General features: G+C 47.8%; 15 protein-coding genes. 10 read left to right on the plus strand and 5 right to left on the minus strand.

Annotated elements, in window-relative coordinates:
- The first annotated feature begins 15 nt into the window (after positions 1-15).
- From L0G63_RS01215 to L0G63_RS01255, 9 genes are all read left to right on the plus strand, one after another.
- Positions 16-306 carry a DUF4236 domain-containing protein gene (locus L0G63_RS01215; RefSeq protein WP_301449013.1) on the plus strand — a complete coding sequence of 97 codons (291 nt, stop codon included), beginning with the start codon at positions 16-18 and terminating at the stop codon, positions 304-306.
- A 67-nt stretch (positions 307-373) separates the two neighbouring features.
- Positions 374-3,805 (plus strand): phage tail tape measure protein, encoded by a 3,432-nt coding sequence (locus L0G63_RS01220; protein ID WP_301449014.1) that lies wholly within the window; start codon positions 374-376, stop codon positions 3,803-3,805.
- The gene (locus L0G63_RS01225; RefSeq protein ID WP_301449015.1) at positions 3,802-4,203 is read left to right on the plus strand and encodes a hypothetical protein; all 402 of its coding nucleotides are present in this window, start codon (positions 3,802-3,804) and stop codon (positions 4,201-4,203) included. The genes L0G63_RS01220 and L0G63_RS01225 overlap by 4 nt, the downstream gene beginning before the upstream one ends.
- Before the next feature lie 22 nt (positions 4,204-4,225).
- Positions 4,226-7,885 (plus strand): hypothetical protein, encoded by a 3,660-nt coding sequence (locus L0G63_RS01230; RefSeq protein ID WP_301449016.1) that lies wholly within the window; start codon positions 4,226-4,228, stop codon positions 7,883-7,885.
- Between the two features lie 10 nt (positions 7,886-7,895).
- Positions 7,896-8,717 (plus strand): hypothetical protein, encoded by an 822-nt coding sequence (locus tag L0G63_RS01235; RefSeq protein ID WP_301449017.1) that lies wholly within the window; start codon positions 7,896-7,898, stop codon positions 8,715-8,717.
- Positions 8,718-9,044, plus strand: coding sequence for a hypothetical protein (locus L0G63_RS01240; protein ID WP_301449018.1), 327 nt, complete (start codon positions 8,718-8,720; stop codon positions 9,042-9,044).
- 17 nt (positions 9,045-9,061) lie between these two features.
- Entirely contained in the window at positions 9,062-11,146 is a 2,085-nt protein-coding gene (locus tag L0G63_RS01245) for a hypothetical protein (protein ID WP_301449019.1), read from the plus strand.
- A gap of 10 nt (positions 11,147-11,156) precedes the next feature.
- Positions 11,157-11,384, plus strand: a complete 228-nt coding sequence (locus tag L0G63_RS01250; protein ID WP_301449020.1) for a hypothetical protein — start codon at positions 11,157-11,159, stop codon at positions 11,382-11,384.
- Between the two features lie 337 nt (positions 11,385-11,721).
- Positions 11,722-13,695 (plus strand): mechanosensitive ion channel family protein, encoded by a 1,974-nt coding sequence (locus L0G63_RS01255; protein WP_301449021.1) that lies wholly within the window; start codon positions 11,722-11,724, stop codon positions 13,693-13,695.
- A gap of 42 nt (positions 13,696-13,737) precedes the next feature.
- On the opposite strand, the gene L0G63_RS01260 is transcribed toward L0G63_RS01255, so the two are convergent.
- The 5 genes from L0G63_RS01260 to L0G63_RS01280 form a co-directional block, all read right to left on the minus strand.
- Positions 13,738-14,370 (minus strand): DNA-3-methyladenine glycosylase, encoded by a 633-nt coding sequence (locus L0G63_RS01260; RefSeq protein ID WP_301449022.1) that lies wholly within the window; start codon positions 14,368-14,370, stop codon positions 13,738-13,740.
- A 173-nt stretch (positions 14,371-14,543) separates the two neighbouring features.
- Entirely contained in the window at positions 14,544-15,275 is a 732-nt protein-coding gene (locus L0G63_RS01265; RefSeq protein WP_301449023.1) for a Smr/MutS family protein, read from the minus strand.
- Between the two features lie 93 nt (positions 15,276-15,368).
- Positions 15,369-16,244, minus strand: coding sequence for an indole-3-glycerol phosphate synthase TrpC (gene trpC / locus L0G63_RS01270; protein ID WP_301449024.1), 876 nt, complete (start codon positions 16,242-16,244; stop codon positions 15,369-15,371).
- A gap of 80 nt (positions 16,245-16,324) precedes the next feature.
- A complete protein-coding gene (trpD, locus tag L0G63_RS01275) occupies positions 16,325-17,443 on the minus strand; it encodes an anthranilate phosphoribosyltransferase (protein ID WP_301449025.1) in 1,119 nt (372 codons plus the stop codon).
- 82 nt (positions 17,444-17,525) lie between these two features.
- Positions 17,526-18,149, minus strand: coding sequence for an aminodeoxychorismate/anthranilate synthase component II (locus L0G63_RS01280; protein ID WP_301449026.1), 624 nt, complete (start codon positions 18,147-18,149; stop codon positions 17,526-17,528).
- 758 nt (positions 18,150-18,907) lie between these two features.
- Here L0G63_RS01280 and glnA point away from each other — a divergent pair.
- Positions 18,908-20,317 carry a type I glutamate--ammonia ligase gene (gene glnA / locus L0G63_RS01285; protein ID WP_301449027.1) on the plus strand — a complete coding sequence of 470 codons (1,410 nt, stop codon included), beginning with the start codon at positions 18,908-18,910 and terminating at the stop codon, positions 20,315-20,317.
- The last annotated feature ends 223 nt before the right edge of the window (positions 20,318-20,540 follow it).

The following is a 20,540-nucleotide window of genomic DNA, read 5'->3' on the forward strand; positions in this document are numbered from 1 at the left end:
GACAAGGAGCATGATATGGGGTTTAGGTTTCGACGGTCGATTAAAATTGTGCCAGGCGTGCGAGTAAATCTTGGTAAAAAAGGTGCCAGCGTCTCAGTTGGTCGACGTGGTGCCAATGTGACAGTGGGTAAGACTGGCGTTAGGACGACTGTCGGGCTGCCCGGTACGGGGTTATCACATACCACACTACATCGCTGCAATGCCGCTGGTGCTACTCGCAATCGACCCAAACGCGACCGCAGGCGGCCAATTATTTTGTTTTGCATTGCTTTTTTACTGCTTGTGCTAATGGCTGTCTTTACCTGAACCCCGTCATCTAACCAGTACGCACCCAATACGCAACAATGACCCTATCGATTGATAGGGTTTTTTTATGGCTGCACGTTTAGATACAGAGCTGCTGATTACTGCTGGCGTCAATGGATTGTCACAGATTGACAATCTGATTAATCGTATCGACGCGGCAGGCGGCGATACCGATCAGCTGCGCCAGGCGTCTGAGCAGCTACGTAACGAGTGGGACAACTTATCAGCCGATGAGCAAGCCCAGCGTCTGCGCGACCTTGGCAATGCCGCCAATCAAGGCGCGGATGATGTCGATATCTTGGGTCGTAATACTGACCAGACGACCAGCGCCTTTGATCGGATGATTGGCACGCTCAAAACTCTAGGTGCTTTAATCGGTATTACTTTTATTATCGGCAAAATCAAAGGGTTTTTTACCGAAGCTATTACAGGTGCGGCGGACTTTGAACAGCAGCTCGCTACTGTGCAATCGGTATCTGGTGCGACTGTTGAGCAAATGGGCCGTATCAAAGCGGCATCGGAGGAGCTGGGAAAAACCACACGCTATAACGCTACCCAAGCGGCTGAAGGGTTTGAAATCCTTGCGCGTGCTGGTCTCGACACCGAAGCCTCACTCCAGACGATACCGTCTGTACTGGCGCTGGCACAAGGCAATAGCTTGGAGCTGGCCGAGGCTGCGGGGTTTGTGACCAAGGCTGTGCAAGGCATGGGGCTGTCATTCGATGACTCTGCCCGTGTCGCTGACGTCATGGCAAAGGCTGCGGCCAGTGCCAATACGGATGTGCAAGGACTTGGCGCAGCGCTCTCTTACGCTGCCCCATCTGCTGCTGCATTGGGCGTGAGCATCGAGGAGACCGCCGCTTATATCGGTAAATTTGCTGATGCGGGTGTCGATGCGAGCCGTGCGGGTACTGCGTTTAACTCTATCTTGAGTCAGTTTAGCAATGACGCGTCTACGTTTCGTCGCGAGCTTGCCAATATCAATATCACCACCGATGACTTTAACCTCGCTATACGTCAGTTAGCCGCGGCAGGGCCGCAAGGTCAAAAAGCCATCAACGCCTTGGGAATGGAAGCAGGCCCAGCGTTCAAGGCGTTACTATCACAAGGTATTGGCTCGCTCGATGAGCTAACCGCCAAGCTCTATGATGCAGGCGGCGCGGCACAGTCGCAAGCCGATACGATGAATAACACCTGGCAAGGTGCGCTTGCTGGTCTTGGCTCGGCATGGCAGTCGCTCAAAGACACGCTGGGCGAGTCGTTTTTGGGCAGTATGACGCAGTCGTTTAAAGATTTGGGTGACGAGATTAATAACCTGACCGCGTCTGGCAAGATTAAACGGTTTGGCGATAGTGTCGCTGCGGTATTTAGTGAGGCAACGACCTACGTCATCGATTTTATTCGCAATGTCGATATGTCGGCAATCTTGGATAAAGTCAGCAACAGCTTGGATTATTTGCGCGGCATCAGTACTGCTGCGAACGGTGCGTTTCAGGCGCTCGCCATCACGTTTAATGTGCTGAAATCTGGCGTCTTAGCTATCGGCGTGGCTGTGTCGATGGTCATTACTGTATTTGTTGAGCTCAATAAGCTGACACTAGATGTCGGTCGCTCTGTCGCTGGGTTTTTTGGCATAACGAGCGATGCGGCTGATGGTATGTCTGAGTCTATGGGCAATGTGCTGCAAGCGAGCGAGGACTTTAGAGAGTATGCAACCGCCGAAATAGCAAAGTCAGGCGAAAGCATTAGGGACTCTTTTGACTCTATCGCTGGTAGTGCTGACGAAGCTGCTATCGAAGTAGTCAGCGCAGGCGATCAAATAGCCGATACCTTTGGCGGTATCGTCGATGCCGCATTTCAAGGCAGTCAAGAGACTGGCGCAGCAGTAGATCAGATACGCGCTGATGTTGCCGCAATGATAGACAGTTTTGATAAGCCTGAGCAGTTTGCTGCACTTATCGCCGCCATCGTCGAAACGGGCAATGAAGCGGTCGTCGGTGCTGAGCTGCTTAGTCGCCTAGGTGCTGGCGCTGCGGATGGTACAGAGCAAGCAAAAGTCGCGGTAGACCAAGCCACCGCCGCTGTCGAAAAGCTCGGCAATGCCGCCAACGAGCAAGCAGAGGCCACCCGACAAGCGATTGATGGCACATTTGCATCACTCGGTATCGATGTCGCGCAAAATCTAAATGGCATCAATAGCAAGACGCAGCAAACCTTTGACCTCATTGCGCACGGAGCAAAGAGCATATCAGAGAGTACCTATAGCGCCACCGAAAAAGCGAAACTACTCGCTGCGTTATTTGCGGAAGGTCTAAATGCGGCCAAGACCAAAGAAGAGTTTAAAGCCCTAAGTGATATGACTCAGCACTATGGACTGTCATCTGTCGTCACTGCTGAGCAGCAAAAAGTGCTGCAAGCGGGTATGCAGGGCGGCGCGTATGCGGCCAAGGCAGCTGCTGATGCTATCGCGGCGCAAAGCCAAGCATTGGCTGATAACGCTGTCACTACCAACGCCAACACCAGCACAACCAAAGCCAATACTGATGCTAAAAAAGAGCAATCTATTGCGGTTTGGAATGCGTCAATGGCGACTGATGATGCGACGCAAAGTGAGAGTGCCAGTCTGGCTATCATGCAGCAAATAACAGCACGCATTAAAGGCAAGATTGCCGCGCTTGAAGAGATGGGCGCAACGACTGAGCAAGTCGATGGCGCGTGGGCGCAGTTTATGGACAGCGTTGGTATTTTTGAAGGTCAGCGGTTTTTGGGCGTGCAAGACTTTGCCAATAATATGCAGCGCGTCGATGATGTCGTGACCTCGCAAATAACGAGTTTTACGCAAGCAAAAGCGCGCGCAGAGGAGATGACGGACGCGCTTAGCGGCACATCAGTGACCAGTCGTGATCTGACAGATGCCCAGCACGCGCTACGGCAAGCGACTGATGCCAATATCAAAGGTCTCATCCGCATGGATCAGGCGACACTCGATAATCTGCAAAACGCAATTGATGACACCAAGCAAAAAATGACTGACCTCGCCGATGAAGCTCGCGAAACGGCTAACCAGCTAGAGGGGGAGCTTGCAAGGCTGCGCGGCGAAGATGATAAGGCGCTGGAGATTCAACAAACCAAAGATCTAAAAAAGCTCGAAGATTTACTACGCGAAGCACGCAAGCGCGGCAATGCCGAAGAGGTTAAGCATTATAGCGATGCGCTCAGATTGCAAAAAGAGATTAACAAAGAAGAGCGTAAGCAGTTAAAGCGTCAAGAGCAAGAAAAGCGTGAGCGCGAAGCTGAAAAACAAGCCAAATCACCCTCTGCGTCATCATCGTCATCACGGCAAACTAGCCGGAATGGCACAAGTAATAATAGCTATAGTGCGTCTGATGTCGCCGACGCTTGGGATGCGCGTATCGAAGCAGCTAAAGAGCAAGCAGCAAAAGAGGCAGTCGAGCAATTTATGAAACAACTAAAAGACGAGGCAAAAAGACGCTCATGACCTGGACGCTATCACGCAAAGACACTCAATCGACGCTCACACTACACGCCCAGTATATCTGGTCAGATGAGTATGAGTGGTCGCCACTCAAGCAGTCTGAGCCTGAGTATTCATTAAACGGCGCGATGCACGTTCAGCAAGGCACGATGCTCGCTGGTCGCCCGATTACGCTCGACTGTGAGTACGCGCGCATCACACGCAGTGATGTAGAGCTGCTGCAAGCATGGTCGGCTGTGCCTGAGCTTGAGCTGACGCTGACCCATCCGGACGGGCGGGCGTTTGATGTCATCTTTGCCACCCAAGCGCTAAGCGATATCGTCGATATTAAAAACTATAAGCCCAGCGACAAGCGCCCAGCAGACCCCATGACCGCCAATATCCATTTAATGACAATTTAACCGCAATTTAAAGGCCAGTTAAATGACCACACCAGAGACTAAAATCAAACGCAGCGACCTGCAATTTTTTCCATCCGAACGCCTGACAGACAATGACGACGGCGGCGGTATGCCGCTTGGTACGCCGATTAGCGGTGAGGCTAATGAGCTGTTTAACCCTATCTCTAACATCGCTAGGGTTAACGGTGGGTTTTATGCCCGTCTGATGTATGCAGGCGTACAGCGTATCGATGATGAGCCACTTATCGGGTCGTTTGCTGCGATTACCAAACCGCCATCAGACCCCACTGTGAGTTATCTACTGTCACGCGCTACCAAATTTGGTGAGCTGCGCCACGAAGCGCTTGACCGCGTTGAAGCGTACAACGTAGCGACGATTGAGAGCCGTATGCTACTGCTATCAACACAAAGCCAAAACAGCCGCTTAGTGCAAGCGTATCAGCGCGTTGGCGAGCCGTTGCCGTTAGTTGGTGATGTGTACTGCTTGCGTCAAAACAAGGCGGGCTATCCTAAGCATGAGCAGTACATCCAAGTGACGCGAGTCACGTCTGAAGATCGTACGTTTGTCGCTCAATCCAGCGGCAGCCGACGTGAGTTTACAGTGACTGTCGTCAAGATGGAGATTAGCGCTAAGCTACAAGCGGATTTTGTTGGGTCTGATTATCCAGTAGAGGGTTATACTGACAATCCGTGCAAGATACGTGAGACAGCGGTAGCAGACGCGGCGCAATACTATGGCGTCAAGCCTTTAGCGTCTCCTATCACGCTAAACGACATCACGCTACAAGTACCAAGCCTAATGGATAAAATCGTGCCCACCAATCAGGTTGAAGTACGCCTAACTGACCTAACAGCAGCAGGTCAGCGCCAAACCTTGCTAGACAGCTCAAAGACAGGTGCAGGCGGCATCATTACCTTGTCAATTAATAAATCACACAGCACCGGCTCTACGACCGCGCTATATACAGGCAATGCCATCACGCCAGGCACGCTAGTTATCGATACCGCCGCAGGCCAAATCAAGGATAAAGGCTCTGCTCTAGTCATTGGTGAGACGGTCGTGGGCAGTGTCAATCAAGCGGCTGGTGAGGTGACAATCAACGGCGCCAGCTTCAGCGGTTATATCACCTCGCTAGAGTTTCGACCTGCGGGTAGTGAGCTGCAAGTGGGCGACACAGCCAGTACGCCTGTGACGATTAATAATCGTGGTTATATTTGGTCACGCAATATCAATCCGCCACCCGCACCGGGCAGTCTATTGGTCAGTTATCGTGCTCAAGGTCGTTGGTATGATTTACGTGATAGCGGCGATGGTGTGCTACGCGGTGCATCAGCAGCGCATGGTTCAGGCTCAGTCAACTTTGTGACAGGCAGTGTTGAGATCAGCACAGGCGAGCTACCAGACGTCGGCTCATCGGTGATGTTTACCTGGGGCGGACGGGCGCGCTACTTTAATCGTAGCGATCAAGCGTCAAGCGCCAAGATGCTGCTCACGCTTAGCCAAGCGGCTGTACCGTCATCGTTATCGCTTACGTGGAATGACGGCACAGCAAAGACCGCCGTCAGTGATGCGCGTGGCAATATAACGGGCGACTGGACAGGCAAATATAACGCCAAAACGCGAGAGCTACGAATCGATACAGGCGCTAACTTCAATCATCCGGCAGGCGCACTTGATATTACGGTGCAGTACAGTACAGGTGAGGTGCAGCAGTCACCTATCGTGCTGTCAGCAACCAACATATCTGACAAAGTCTCTTTTACCGCGCATGGTCTTTTGCCAAACACGCTACAGATTGATTATGAGTTACCGATGCCGTTAGGTTTCGGTGAGCTTGATGGCAATTTTTTTGCTAAGCGGGACCAAAAACTAGAAGCGACAATCACCGATGATAGCAATGGCAATTTAATCAATAGAAAGGGCGTTATCGTAGGTTCAATTGATTACGCATCGGGCGCGGGTGAGTTTGATCCGTCGATGACCTTTAACTTACCCAAGGCAATTATTGGTGCGTTTACTGAGATAGTCTTCACGTCTGGCGGTAATGGTGGCATGGTTCATGAGCTACCCACAAAAACCACATTTGCGGTACATCACTATGAGTACGAAGATGTGTTATGCACGTTACCCAGTGACGATACCACTAATGCTACGCTATTTAGCTTTGCTGACGGCTCGGACACAGCCGTCACAGATAATCTAGCAAGCGGCCCTATCGAGATTGATTTGTTACCCAATTATTCTGAGGTTGTCACCCCGTCATCCGTTAACTTTAGCTGGGCAGGGAAAAGCTACTTTGACCGTGAAGGGCGTTTATACACTGACCTCAATCCGAGCAACGGCGCTGCTACTGCTGTCGGCGATATCGATTATCAGTCTGGCCGCGCAACGCTAACAACTTGGCAGTGGGTCAATGGCAGCCCTGCGACATTGACATCATTACTCACCAGCCTTACGGGTAATCCCGTCGACCAAGTGACCTTTCGCACGCCATCCGCGCCGCTACGTCCTGATAGCTTAAACGTTTGGGCAACCGCCGTCGACGGCACACGCATATCAGCCGTCGCCAACGCGCAAGGCAATCTAAAGGCCGCCAATATTGAGGGCGTGGTTGATGTCGAATATGGCGTCGCAAGCGTCCAGTTTGGTGCGTGGGTCGCTGCTGCTGGCAATGAGTCAGAGCCATGGTATAGCGCCGATGCGGTCACAACTGACGGACAGATTTGGCAACCCAAGTCAGTGTTTGCTGAGACAATCACATATAACGCCACCTCATACAGCTACCTACCCATTGATAGCAACGTCGTCAAAATCGACACCGTGCGACTACCCCAAGACGGCCGTATTCCGATATTCCGTCGTGGCGATACTATTATCATCGGCAACCGCGTCACGACTGACATTGGCAGCGCTCACACAGGCGGTCAGACGGTCACGCTACCGCGCAACGATGTCACGCGCATTGCTGTGAGTGATGCAGATGACACGCCCGTCAATGCCGAGCTGTGGGACTACGACCTCGCAGCTGGCACTATCACATGGCGCACGCCGCTTGATCTATCTATGTATAAGATGCCACTCAAGGTAATGCACGCACAAGAGGAGCGCAACCGTATCATCCAAGCGGACATCGATGGCACGCTGACACTGCTGTTTGCCATGCGTCGCAGCTATCCCATTGCTGATACCTACGTCTCAAGCGTTCTGATTGGCGGTGATTTGCAAGTGCGCGTGTCGATACCGTTTACTCAGCGCAATTGGGATAACGTCTGGCGCGACGAACCCAAAGGCGATCAGTTACTTAATAAGCTCAATCTAAAAGACTACCCAATGGTCTTGACCGATGACGGCGCTATCAAAGAGCGCTGGATGATTAAGATGACCGGTACAAACACGTTTGAGCTATATGGTGAGACGCTAGGCTTTGTCATGCGCGGTGACACGCTGACCGACCTAGCGCCGATCAACCCCGCCACGGGCAAGCCTTACTTTACGCTGCCCAAACAGGCGTTTGGAAGCGACGCGCCGTGGGCATCGCAGGATATTATCCGCTTTAATACATGGGGCACGCTACTGCCAATTTGGGTACTGTGCGCTGTGCAACCTAATCCAAACCCACCGACTGGCACTGATGGTTATACACAGTGCTTGTATGGTGATACTACTGAGATTACAGTTTAAGGAGAGAGAGATGAGTTTATTAACACCAGAGCAGCACCCTGTTAAATATTACTCAAGCAAAGACGCTGACGCGCCGCAGATGACTGATGGTGATCTTGTAATCAAAACGATAATCAAAGCCTGTTTAGTCACGGGTTATGGGTCAAAGACAGGCGCAGGGTGGACAGCGTTACACGAGGATGACAATAAAATAGTTTTGCGTCGTCCTCTACAGACGGGTAACCCAGTCGATGTCAAGATAATAAATGGCTACGGATTCTATCAGATTGTCAGTCAAGATAATCCTGCTAGTATTAGTGATGCTGCGTTTTTAGCAAAAATCAATATGATAGCCCGAGACGCTAACTGTGGTACAGAATGGCATCTCATTGCTAGCGACTTTGGCTTTTTATTTTGCTATCAGATGGGGCGATCATCTGCAAGTGATAAAAATAATATACTCTACGTCGGCAGTATGTCCCCGCTGCGCGACACTGGGTCGCCAATGCTAATGCTTAAAAACAATAAAGCAGCGGATAATGGTACGGCAGGTTATGGCGTGGACGAGCTGCTGGGTACGGGTGTTAGCTTCATTGATATGCGTAGCGGTGCAGAGCTTACAGATAAGCAATACGTGTCTATATCTTTATATCCCGACAAAGATTTTGTGCAAAAATTGATTATTAGTAGTTACTTTACTCCATTTTATATCAGCGTCGCGTCGCGCAGTAACGACAAAACAACAGAGGCGGTTACGATCAAAGGCCGCCCGATGTTGCGCTGGATGAATAAGATGGATCGCGACACCAACTCTCGCGCGTTATTTATACCATTAGATTACTGGGAGCTATAAATGATAGTTGATACTGTAATTGTTGGTGCAATAAAAGCTGGTTATATCGCAGGGTCAGGTGACGGTATTGTCACAGTGCGCGGACAAGAAAATAAGCGTGATATTTATCTGCTAGATTCTAGTGACTTGCAAGTAGTGCGCAAAACGGAGTCTTTGCATAACGGCCATTATATGTTTTTAGGACTTGATCCCACTAAAGAGTATTTAGTCATGGCTCGGGACTACAAAAAAGAGCTTGAGCCGTTTGTATGGGATTACGTCAAACCTGCTGACGATTTGACTATTGATGAGCAGCAAGCGCTATGGCAGTCATGGCAAACTACTTAAAATAAATTGGGGTAATCATGTCTAACTCGTTACCTCTTTTGCTTGAGCGTGCTATTAGTGCTAATCGCTTATCTAGTGCGCTTGAGTTGCCACTTGATCGTAAATTAGGCGACTTATCACGCTACACCTACGTCTATGCTGATGCGTTGCCGTTGCGTATGGAGCGTAAGATTAGCGACCAGCCAGCGTCTAATGCGCTATACCTTGCGCTCAGTCAGCCGCTTGGTACGCTTGCGCCAGTCATGTATGTGACATCAAACGCGCTGCCACTGCCGCTGTCTGAGTTAATCAGCGAGCAGCCGCCTAGTAATGCGTTACCGCTTGGCTTGACTCGCAAACTTGGCACAGTCACGGGTAGTTATGTACCGCCTGTAGACCCGACAGACCCTGAAGAGCCAACCGACCCAGAGCCACCCAAAGAATACGCCCCACCGATGACCGCGTTGGCGTCATATGTCAGCAGCGTGATTACTGGCGTGCGCACAATCAATCAATGCCGTGACTGGCACCATAACGGGCATCATATCGCAAATGACCGCGCTGTCATGCGCACAGACGTGATTAACATCGGTCAGCGCTACACTATGACCCAGCGCGGACTGATAGCGATAGCTAATCCTAGCGCTACGCTGACATCGCAAGTGTTTGAGCTGGCAGCAGATGCGCGTATTAGCTATATCGCATTTATCCACATAACTGGTGAGACTCAGTACACGCACAGCGGCACAGTCGGCTATACGCGCTGTGTTAAGGCTCACAGCGCAAAAGTGGCGCATTATCAGCAGTGCGAGACGCTACCGCTACAATCAGCGATTAATCATAGCGTAAGCGCGGGGCACAAACTGCATGGCATGGGTATTGATAAGTGCCAAGCGGTAAAAATACAGCACGCGGTGCAAGTGCCAGATCGTTATTACCCCATACCTGAGCCGCCACCCGTTAAGCCTGATAATGTTTGCCGTATTAGGCCGCCTAGCAGTCAGTTACCGTTGCGTATGGCACGCCGACGGGGTGGTTTATTATCAAGCAATTTACCGCTATCACTGACGTGTTGGCATGATGACCCGCCGCTATCTATACCAAATTTAAGGAGTTATATCGTGCACAACATCATTACAGCGACGATTGGTGGCATTGCTGTCGATATATTGTCGTTTGGCATCAAGACAGACATGGACAGCTACTGTTGGCAGGGTGATATCACGATCACTGCTAAGGATTACGCTAAGATTAAGACAAAACTAGATGCACCACGCGGCTCAGAGCCGATGATTAACGTCACGGTTAATGGTTTTGTGTTCGGATTCATTGCAGAGGAGCAGTCGCGTAGCCGCAAATTTGCACAAAGCAGTCACAGTCTGTCTGGACGCTCGATTACTGCGCGATTGGGCGCGGATTATGCGGGGTCACAAGGCGGATTGATAGATCAAGCAAGCTATGTGAGCCAAATTGTCGCGCAGCAGCTCAATGGTTTGCCTATCAGCGTGCTAGATTGGGATATTAACGACTGGTTAGTGCCAGCAGGCGCGTACAGCGTCGCTAATAAGACGCCAATTGCCGTTATTCAAGATGTTGCAGAGGCTGGAGGCGGGTTTGTCGTCAGTGATGCGTCACAGGCAACATTGTCGGTCAAACCACGCTGGCCTGTCGCTGCATGGCAGCTAAGTAGCGCTACGCCAGACGTAACAGTGCCTATCGATGTGATAACCGATATCAGCGACAAAAGACGCACCAATGCACAGTATAACACGGTTTTGCTGACGGGTTCTAGTGAGGGTGGCGAGGTTTATCGCCAAAATCAAGGCCAAGACGCTGAGGCACCGACCCATAGTCACGACCTATACACAGATAGAGATGCTATCGTCCCCGCTGGCACAGCTATACTGTCAGACAGCGGCATTCATGGCGACTACACGCTCAAGATGCGCTGGGCGGATAAATACAACATACAGCTCGCACAATTAGGGCAGGTTTGGCAGATTAACGACCCAGAGGGCGCATGGCGTGGCGTCGTCACAGGCGTGAGCGTCGATACTGGGCTGGATGATGGTGCTTTGACAGTATCGCAGACGGTCACTGTTGATCGCTATATGGACGTATAAGGAGCGCACGGTGAATCTATTAAGTCAGTTTAATCAGATATTGGGGCGTACAGAGCGAGGCGTGGCACGTATCACAGGACAGCGTGGCGGCGGGCAGGTAGTCGCTCAGACAACATCTGGTGCGACCATATTGCTCACAGGTGAGATGGAGACAGGTAAGATGTGCTATTACGAAAAGAGAAGTTCAAAGGTACTAGGCGAAGCACCAGACGTTATCTATTCAAAGTATAGCGTTTAGCAGGTGTTTAAACGCTGTATAATGTTAGGCGTTTAATACTGCATACCTATGCAAAACTAAACGCCTATTTGAATTTACGTTATGCACTATTAAATGCTTATTTATGCAAAACTAAACGCCTTTTTACAGCTACTCATTCATTGGAAAGCTACTTTTCTTATTAATACATATCATTTTTAGCAAGTGAGAGAGGTTGCACAGAGCGATAAAATAACTGACTCACACAGTTAGCGACAAAAACCTATAATCAAAAGCACTGCTGTTATAAATAATTGCTATCATAGGCCAGATATTATGTGTTCTTCATTGTGCCACTCGTTAAGCTAAGAGGTTTGTTTTGTCTACTAAGCATAATCTGACTCCCAGTACCGCGTCCTCTCTCCTAAATTCCATCATCAAAATACCCTCTATAGTCATAGCGCTGCTGCTGGCTGCCGTGTTGAGTATGGTGGTGCCGCATACTGCTTTTGCTGCAGAAACGACAACGCTTGGCGTAAATGGCACGACTGGCAGTGAAGAGTCGGCGAGCACGCCTATACCAGATTCGTTTGGGCGTGACACACCGCGCCACACCGTACAGGGTTTTATCAGTGCACTGGGTGAAAACGATTATTTGCTGGCAAGCAATTATCTTAATTTATCCAAGTCTGATAACCCAACCACAGTCGTACGTCAGTTTAAGCAAGCCCTGGATGCAGGTGGCCGATTTCGGCCTGACCTACAGATCAGTAATACCCCTGAGGGCAATCTCACGGATCAATTACCACCGAATCAAGAAAATGTCGGTGTGATTAACATCGGTGAAAAAAGTGTGTCGTTGTTACTAGAAAAAGTGGTCTCTAAAGAGAACGAGCAATATTGGCAGTTCTCGAGTGAGACGCTGAGTTCCATACCAGAAGTGATAGAAAACTCAGAGCCGACCTTGGTGTCGCGCTACACGGTGGATTCATTAGATGGCAAAAAGCTCTTTGGTTATCAGTTGGCTGATTTGGTCGCTGCGCTATCCATGATTGTGAGCAGCTTTGTCCTCACTTATATCGCAGTATGGCTGTTATACCATCTATTGAGGATTGTTTATCCTCGTGTGCGCGGTGTGCCTTTGCCATTACCGGACAAAGTGATACTGCCGCTTTCTGTGGTCATTATGGCGCTGATCTTATCTGAAGTGATGGTCTATGCAGGCGTGTCCGTCACGCTGCGCGAACCAGTCAATCGCTTTACTGATATTGCTTCTTGGTTGGCATTGACTTGGCTGTTGCTGAGGGTTATTGATGCGATATTCACTCGCGCTGTCAATCTGAGCTATAAGAAAAACTATACTGAACGTGTCTCTATTTTGGGACTGCTCCGAAAAGTCGTCAAAGCATTACTGTTGATATTTGCGGTTATCGTCATTTTTGGTAATTTGGGTTTTGACTTAACCACAGGTATTGCTGCACTGGGTGTGGGTGGTTTGGCATTGGCACTTGGTGCACAAAAGACCATTGAAAATCTCGTTGGGAGCGTCGTTGTCGTAGCGGATTCGCCCGTACGTATCGGTGATTATTGCAAATTTGGCACTTATGAAGGTACTGTTATTGACATCGGTATTCGCTCATCACGTGTGCGCACATTGACACGGACCATTGTCACGGTGCCAAACGGTGATTTTTCATCGATGCAGATTGAAAACTTTACCTCGCGTGATATGTTCCGCTTCTTTCATCAGTTATATCTGAAGCGTACTGCGGATATCGATGTGGTCTTCAAGATGGTCAAAGACTTAGATGAGTTTTTAAAAGAGCATGAGATGACCAACCAAGAGTGGAATCAAGTTAATATTTTAGAGCTACGCCAAGACTGCTACGTCATTCAGCTACAGGCATATATCAATGCCAATGATGTGATGGAGTTTTATGATAAGCAAAACGTGGTATTCGTTGATGTATTAAACCAAGTCGCAAAATATGATGTCGAACATGCATTGCCAACCCAGCAGCTGATTGTCAATCAAGCTGAGCTTGAACATCATATGGAAAACAATATTGTTAAAACAGAGGATGACGCCTCAGAAGACCATAGCAATACGAATAGCAATGAAACAAATGTCAGTTTAGAAGGCAATGGTGATAATAATTCTGATGATGTGACTATCAACAAAGACCCCGACAATGCTAACGATGATATGGCAAATAACCACAAGTTATCTATGGCAACTGTCAGTAGAAAGGGTGCGCTAAAAGCGCTCAAACACAAAAGTCGTATGCTACGAAAAAGTAAGTTTAAACACACCAAGCATAAATTTAGCCTTTCTATATGGAATCAGCCTTAGGCAAGAACTCTTCGCCTACGGCTATTTACTTTGTCAGGTGAGTCATAAAGGAATGGCGTTTTTATTGCGCAATGAGCCGTAGTATGACCACAGAAGTAGGCTGGCAGCGCTGCGATAAGGTGACCAGTGCTGAGTGAGGTTGTTAAGCTGCTTAGGTGTTGGTCGTTCGGCTAGACCCAGCAACGCCATTGCTGCCACTTTGATCGCCAAATCATCGACCGCGAGTATGTCTGCACGTTTTAAGGAAAATAATAAATACATCTCTGCGGTCCAGCGTCCGATACCAGTGACCGCCGTAAGCGTTTTGATGGCGTCTTCATTAGGCATATTTTCTAAAGCTGCAAAATCGATATTATGATCGACCAAGGAGCGCACATAGCGAGTTTTTTGTTTAGACAGCCCTTGCGCCTTTAAGGTATCGTCTGTCGCTTCACGAATGTCATGAGGTGTGGTTAATTTGGCCTCAACCAATCTTTTCCAAATACTTGCCGCCGCCGCAACAGACAACTGCTGACCGACCATCGCTCTCATTAATTGCTCAAACCCACCTGCATTGTGCCTAAGATCAGGTAGACCAACTTGCTCGTAGACAGCCGCGAATTTTGGCTCAATTGCAATTAATGCGGTGATGTTTTCCTGTAGTGCTTGTTTATTTTTAATGGTTTTGATACTCATAGGGATTTCGCTTGGCTCATTAAACAGTGCTCTAATAAACTTAATAGTAAAGGGTAAGAGGCACATATTAAAGGGAAAATCGTTAAAGATTGATATACGAGTTATAGATAAAAAAAGGACTGCAAGTAAGCAGTCCTTTTTTTATCTAATAGAGTTGTCATAAGCGATGACTTCTATTCACCATCTGTTTTAGGCTTTTTGAGCAGTACCAATACCGCGCCATTGCCACCGTCTTTTGGCGGTGCAGAGCAAAATGCCAATACTTCTGGCAATTGACGTAACCAACCATTGACACAGGTCTTTAGAATCGCTTCGCTACCTTTACCATGAACGATTTTTACCATGGTTTCATTTTTTTGTTTTGCTTGACTCAGTAGCTGAGTCATGGCGTCGCGGGCTTCTTCTATCGTACAACCATGGATATCTACCGCATCATACCAACGCAGCTTGCCTTTTTTGAGCTGATCGAAGATTTTGTTTTGCAAGGTTGGCTGCTTATATGAGAGGTAAGCTTCAGCGGCGACAGGGTTTAGTAGCGCCTGCATGTCTGACAAGCCTGCGCCCAAGTCACTGGCTTCACTACCTTGTGCCGCGGCACGTTTTGATAGCGTCACTGCATCAGGTTTGCCAGCTTTATTCGCTTTGACTGGTGAGCGTACATTTTTGTCTTCTAGTTGCTGAACACCATGCATCGCTTGCATAAACAGCACTTTATCATCGTCGACATGCTCGCTGTCCATTTGTTTAACGGTCTTTTTGACTTGCTTTTGCGTTGGCAAAGCGACAGGCTCAGTGGGCTTTTGATTTTCGCCTTCAGGGCTATTGGTATCTCGGCCTTTACTCAATTGGCCCTTTAGTTCTTTGAGTTGATCTTGCATTTCTTTTGAAAACAGAGAGTTTGACATAAAAGTTAACGTATCGTTGATGGATGAAAGAAAGTTTGAATAAGCTATATGATAGCCGATTTATTCAAGTGGTTTATATAAGTGTGAGTTACTTTACTCGTCTACTGCAACGCTCGCAAGTAAGGATTGTAACGCTTGTCCAGGGTGATCGGTTTTCATAAATTGCTCACCGATTAAAAAGGTCTGAATATTATTATCTAACATAAGACGAATATCATCACTATCATGAATACCACTTTCGGTTACAATAAGTGGTGTGCTCGCTGTATCGTCAGTATCGGCTGCGAGCGCTTCTATTAGTAGGTTTTTTAAATCAAGTGTGGTTTGCAAACTGACCTCAAATGTATTTAGGTCGCGATTATTGATACCGTAGATATTGTGCGCTGAGCGTGGCAGTTGTAGCGCCCGATCAAGCTCAGACTGTGTATGTACTTCTATCAATACATCCATACCAAGCTCAATACTCAGCGCATGCAGTTCTTGTACTTGTGCATCGTCTAGGCAGGCCATAATGAGTAAGATACAGTCAGCCCCCATCAAGTATGCTTGATATACTTGGTAGGCATCAATCATAAAGTCTTTGCGTAGTATCGGTAAGCTTGAGACATTTGCTGCTTGAATAAGATAGGTATCATCGCCCTGAAAATAATCGCGATCAGTCAAAACCGACAGACAGCTGGCGCCCGCTTGCTCGTACTGCTGCGCAAAGAGTGCAGGGGTAAAATTATGATTGATAATGCCTTTGGAAGGCGAGGCCTTTTTGATTTCGGCGATGATACCAACGCCGTTATTTTTAGCGCTAGAGGCGCGTAGGGCATTGGCAAAGCCTCGGCGTGGCTTATGGTCAGCTGCGACTTTTGCTTTTAATTCGTCAAGTGATAATATCTCGCGCGCCGCTTTTACCTCTTTTACTTTGGTTGCAACGATGCGCCGTAGCACGGAAGGTATGTCTGATTTTGTTATGGTCATGCTGTTATCCAAATATCATAAAAGGTGAATGGGCTTAAATAAGGTCGCGGTTAATTTTTGACGAGTTGGGTGCGTAGCAATTAACCTTCAGACACTAGCTGCTGTGTGTACTTGGCCAAAGACTCAAGCTTGAGTAAGGCATCGCCGTTTTGGATAACGCTTTGTGCTCGGCTGACGCCGTTGGGATAATTGCTGGCAAGTCCTGCTGTATATATGGCCGCCCCTGCGTTCAATGCAATCATGTCACGAGCCTTTAGAACGGCGCGGTCATGAGTGTCTGTACCAGATAACGCGGCACGAATGAGCGCAAGGCTTTGTTCTGGAGAGTCGACATCGAGACCGATGAGCGTTTGAGATTCAATACCCGCATCTTCTGGCATCATCTCATACACAGATATCTCACCGTCTTTTAATTCGGCAACTGTGGTCGAGGTTGCCAGACTGATTTCATCCAGACCATCTTTTGCTCCGACGACCATGACATGACGAGCCCCTAAGTTTTTCATGACCTTGGCGATTGGCTCACACAGCTGTGCGGTAAAGACGCCGATAACTAGGTTTGGCGTACCAGCTGGATTGGTCAATGGGCCTAAAATATTAAAGATGGTACGTGCTTTTAGCTCACGGCGTACAGGATTGGCATAACGCATGGCGCTGTGGTGATTGGGGGCAAACAAAAAGCCAATCCCTTCATTTTCGATACAGTCCTTTGCTTGCTCTGGCGTGAGCGCAAGACTGATACCTGCTTGCTCCAGTAAGTCTGAGCTACCAGATCTGGTTGAGACGCCGCGATTGCCATGTTTGGCAACTTGTGCGCCTGCTGCGGCAACTACCAATGCCGATGCGGTCGATACATTAAATAAGTTGGCACCATCTCCGCCCGTACCGACAATATCAACTAAATAATTGCAGTTTTTTGGCTCGATATTGGCGGCCAGCGCACGCATGGCACTAGCTGATGCGGTGATCTCATCGATGGATTCGCCTTTCATGCGTAATCCGGTCAAAATAGCGCCCATCATGGCATCACTGCATCGGCCTTGCATGATGATTAGCATGACTTGATACATCTCATCAAAAGTCAGATCAATGTGCTGAAATATTCTGCCTAGCGCGGTTGTGAGCAATTGATGCGTTTGCTCATCAGACAATTTTTCAATATCTTCTGGTGTGTGTGTGTTTTCTGTTGTTGTACTCATTATGATCTCTCTTACTATTATTTTTATGGGAATCTGTTTATGGTTTGGAATAGAGTAATAAAAGCGGGATGTCAAGTCAAAATCAGCCTATTTGGGGTAACTCGTCGGATGTCAGTGTCGCCACCCCGTGAGTCTGCAAAAAGTTATTGAGCAGCTGATATCCTGCTTCACTCAAGATGGACTCAGGATGGAATTGTACACCTTCTATGGCAAGCGTTTTATGACGAATACCCATGATTTCCTCCATACGACCATCAACGCTCTGCGTCCATGCGGTCAGCTCAAAACAATCTGGCAAGGTGTGCTTATCAATGACGAGTGAGTGATAACGCGTCACTTGTGATGGGTTTGGAAGCCCAGCAAATACCCCTTTGTTATTATGATATACAGCGGATAAGCGCCCGTGCATGACTTCACCAGCTTTAACCACTTGACCACCAAACGCTTGACCGATGGCTTGATGACCCAAGCAAATACCAAGGATAGGAATAATGCCCTGAAATCGCTCGATAACCTCTAGCGAGATACCGGCACGATCAGGGTCGCATGGGCCTGGACCGATAACAATGACATCAGGGGCAAGGATCTGAATCTGCTCAATACTTATCTGGTCATTAGGACAAACCGTAATATCCTGTTTTAATTCGCCAAAGTACTGCACGATATTGTACGTAAAACTGTCGTAGTTATCGATCATCAGAATCATTAAAAGGTCAACTTATCAATTTTATTGTAGTTCCAAAGCTTTGCGTCAGTAAGCGATAACGCCATCTGACTGTATAAAGCGTCGTTATCTTACCACTATTTTTCCCTCTATCAAATGCAGGGAGCGAGCCTGCCAGATAAGTCTTATATAAAGAGGGCTTTGCTCATTCTGATATTTTTCATTTAAGTATAAGTTGGCAAATAAATATATCGTTATTGCACCATGGGAGAACAGTTAAATAAGGGTAATATCTCAAAAGCACTATAGTGGTGCATATGTATCATCATTGGTGCGCCAATTAATACCGCAACATAGAGGTAGTTGTACAAAATAGTTATTTATATCAGCGTAATTTTTTATAAGTAACTGTAAATAATAGAAATAAATTATTTTTAATATAAACTCCACCAGCTCAAAAATATATTGGCACGCGGTTTGCATTTATGGGGCTATGATTATGAACAACCAAAAAGTTGGTTAAAAAATAATTGTTAACGAGCAGCCAAACAGTAAAGCATGATGCGTTATATATTGCTAGAATTGACTTGGCCTATGTTTAAACCACTAAGATGGCGATAGGTCAGATTGAGTCAGTGCTGGAAATGAGCGTCTTGACTAATACGCAAAATAGTGCTGATAATAAGCGTGATATTGAATGCGCTGTTTGGTATTAAAAGCACATCCGACATTTTTGAACAAAAAAATGGCACCAATAATTTTAAATTGCAATAACGTGACCAACACAACGGAGATTATGTATGTCGAACAAATTATTAGATCTTATTCAATCCTCTAATGCTAAATGGGTTGACTTTCGCTTCACTGATACGCGCGGTAAAGAGCAGCACATCAGTTTCCCAGCATCGACTGTCGATGAAGATGTCATGGAAGATGGCAAAATGTTTGACGGCTCATCTATCGCTGGTTGGAAGGGTATCGAAGCGTCTGATATGATCTTGCGTCCTGATCCAGAAACGGCGTTCGTTGATCCGTTCTTTGATGCGGTTACTGTGGTCGTGACTTGCGATATTATCGAGCCATCAACACTACAAGGCTACGATCGTGACCCACGCTCTATCGCACGCCGCGCTGAAGAGTACTTAAAGTCGACTGGTATTGGTGACACGGCTTACTTCGGTCCTGAGCCTGAGTTCTTTGTATTTGATGATGTAAAATGGTCAGTTGACATGTCTGGCGTGAGCCACAAGATCACTGCTGAAGAAGCGGCTTGGTCAACCAATGAGACGTACGAGTGGGGCAACATGGCTCACCGTCCACGCGTCAAAGGCGGTTACTTCCCAGTACCACCAATCGATAGCTCGCATGACATGCGTTCTGTGATGTGTGAGCGTATCGAAGAAATCGTTGGCGAAGGCCGCGTTGAAGTTCATCACCACGAAGTGGCGTCTTGCCAGTCTGAAATCGGTGTAGCGTTTAACACAATGGTACGTAAAGCGGATGAAGTTCAGCAGTTGAAATATGTTGTCCATAACGTGGCGCACCAGTTTGGTAAAACAGCGACCTTTATGCCGAAGCCAATCGTTGGTGACAACGGTTCAGGTATGCACGTGCATATGTCAATCTCAAAAGATGGCGTAAACACGTTCTCTGGTGATGAGTATGCTGGACTATCTGAAACAGCACTGTATTTCATCGGCGGTATCATTAAGCACGCTCGTGCATTGAACGCAATTACCAACCCATCAACGAACAGCTATAAGCGCCTTGTACCGCATTATGAAGCACCTATTAAACTTGCGTATTCAGCGTCTAACCGCTCAGCGTCTATTCGTGTGCCACATGTAAGCAGCCCGAAAGCGGTACGTATTGAAGCACGCTTCCCAGATCCAACAGCGAACCCATACTTGGCATTTGCCGCGCTATTGATGGCAGGTCTTGATGGTATCCAAAACAAAATGCATCCAGGCGAAGCGGCTGACAAGAACTTATATGACTTGCCACCAGAAGAAGAAGCACAAATCCCAACGGTTGCAGAGAGTCTAGATGTTGCATTGCAAGCACTCAAAGACGACCACGAGTTCTTATTAAAAGGCGATGTGTTCACCAAAGACATGCTAGATGCCTTTATCGCCCTAAAAGAAGATGAAGTACAACGTCTAAACGTGACTGTACATCCAGTTGAGTTTGATATGTACTACAGCTGCTAATGATTGACTAACTTGTTTAGTTGATGCAAAAAAAGCCAGTTAAGGGACTCTTAACTGGCTTTTTTGTGTCTAGCGAAAAGGTCGGCATCAATTGATGATATTTCTCAATCATTATTGAGTTTATATCAAATCCTACTGATTTTGTGTCAAAAGTATCGCATAATGGTTTTAGGGCGTGTTGAACATTCGACCATGGCACTGACAGCGACTATTTTTTAGGCGA

It is taken from the genome of Psychrobacter sp. (assembly GCF_030454045.1).
GTDB lineage: Bacteria > Pseudomonadota > Gammaproteobacteria > Pseudomonadales > Moraxellaceae > Psychrobacter.

Bases quoted from the DNA above. Each gene is read 5' to 3' on its own strand.
- L0G63_RS01215 (WP_301449013.1), top strand. From the start codon at position 16: ATGGGGTTTAGGTTTCGACGGTCGATTAAAATTGTGCCAGGCGTGCGA.
- L0G63_RS01220 (WP_301449014.1), top strand. From the start codon at position 374: ATGGCTGCACGTTTAGATACAGAGCTGCTGATTACTGCTGGCGTCAAT.
- L0G63_RS01225 (WP_301449015.1), top strand. From the start codon at position 3,802: ATGACCTGGACGCTATCACGCAAAGACACTCAATCGACGCTCACACTA.
- L0G63_RS01230 (WP_301449016.1), top strand. From the start codon at position 4,226: ATGACCACACCAGAGACTAAAATCAAACGCAGCGACCTGCAATTTTTT.
- L0G63_RS01235 (WP_301449017.1), top strand. From the start codon at position 7,896: ATGAGTTTATTAACACCAGAGCAGCACCCTGTTAAATATTACTCAAGC.
- L0G63_RS01240 (WP_301449018.1), top strand. From the start codon at position 8,718: ATGATAGTTGATACTGTAATTGTTGGTGCAATAAAAGCTGGTTATATC.
- L0G63_RS01245 (WP_301449019.1), top strand. From the start codon at position 9,062: ATGTCTAACTCGTTACCTCTTTTGCTTGAGCGTGCTATTAGTGCTAAT.
- L0G63_RS01260 (WP_301449022.1), bottom strand. From the start codon at position 14,370: ATGAGTATCAAAACCATTAAAAATAAACAAGCACTACAGGAAAACATC.
- L0G63_RS01265 (WP_301449023.1), bottom strand. From the start codon at position 15,275: ATGTCAAACTCTCTGTTTTCAAAAGAAATGCAAGATCAACTCAAAGAA.
- trpC (WP_301449024.1), bottom strand. From the start codon at position 16,244: ATGACCATAACAAAATCAGACATACCTTCCGTGCTACGGCGCATCGTT.
- trpD (WP_301449025.1), bottom strand. From the start codon at position 17,443: ATGAGTACAACAACAGAAAACACACACACACCAGAAGATATTGAAAAA.
- L0G63_RS01280 (WP_301449026.1), bottom strand. From the start codon at position 18,149: ATGATTCTGATGATCGATAACTACGACAGTTTTACGTACAATATCGTG.
- glnA (WP_301449027.1), top strand. From the start codon at position 18,908: ATGTCGAACAAATTATTAGATCTTATTCAATCCTCTAATGCTAAATGG.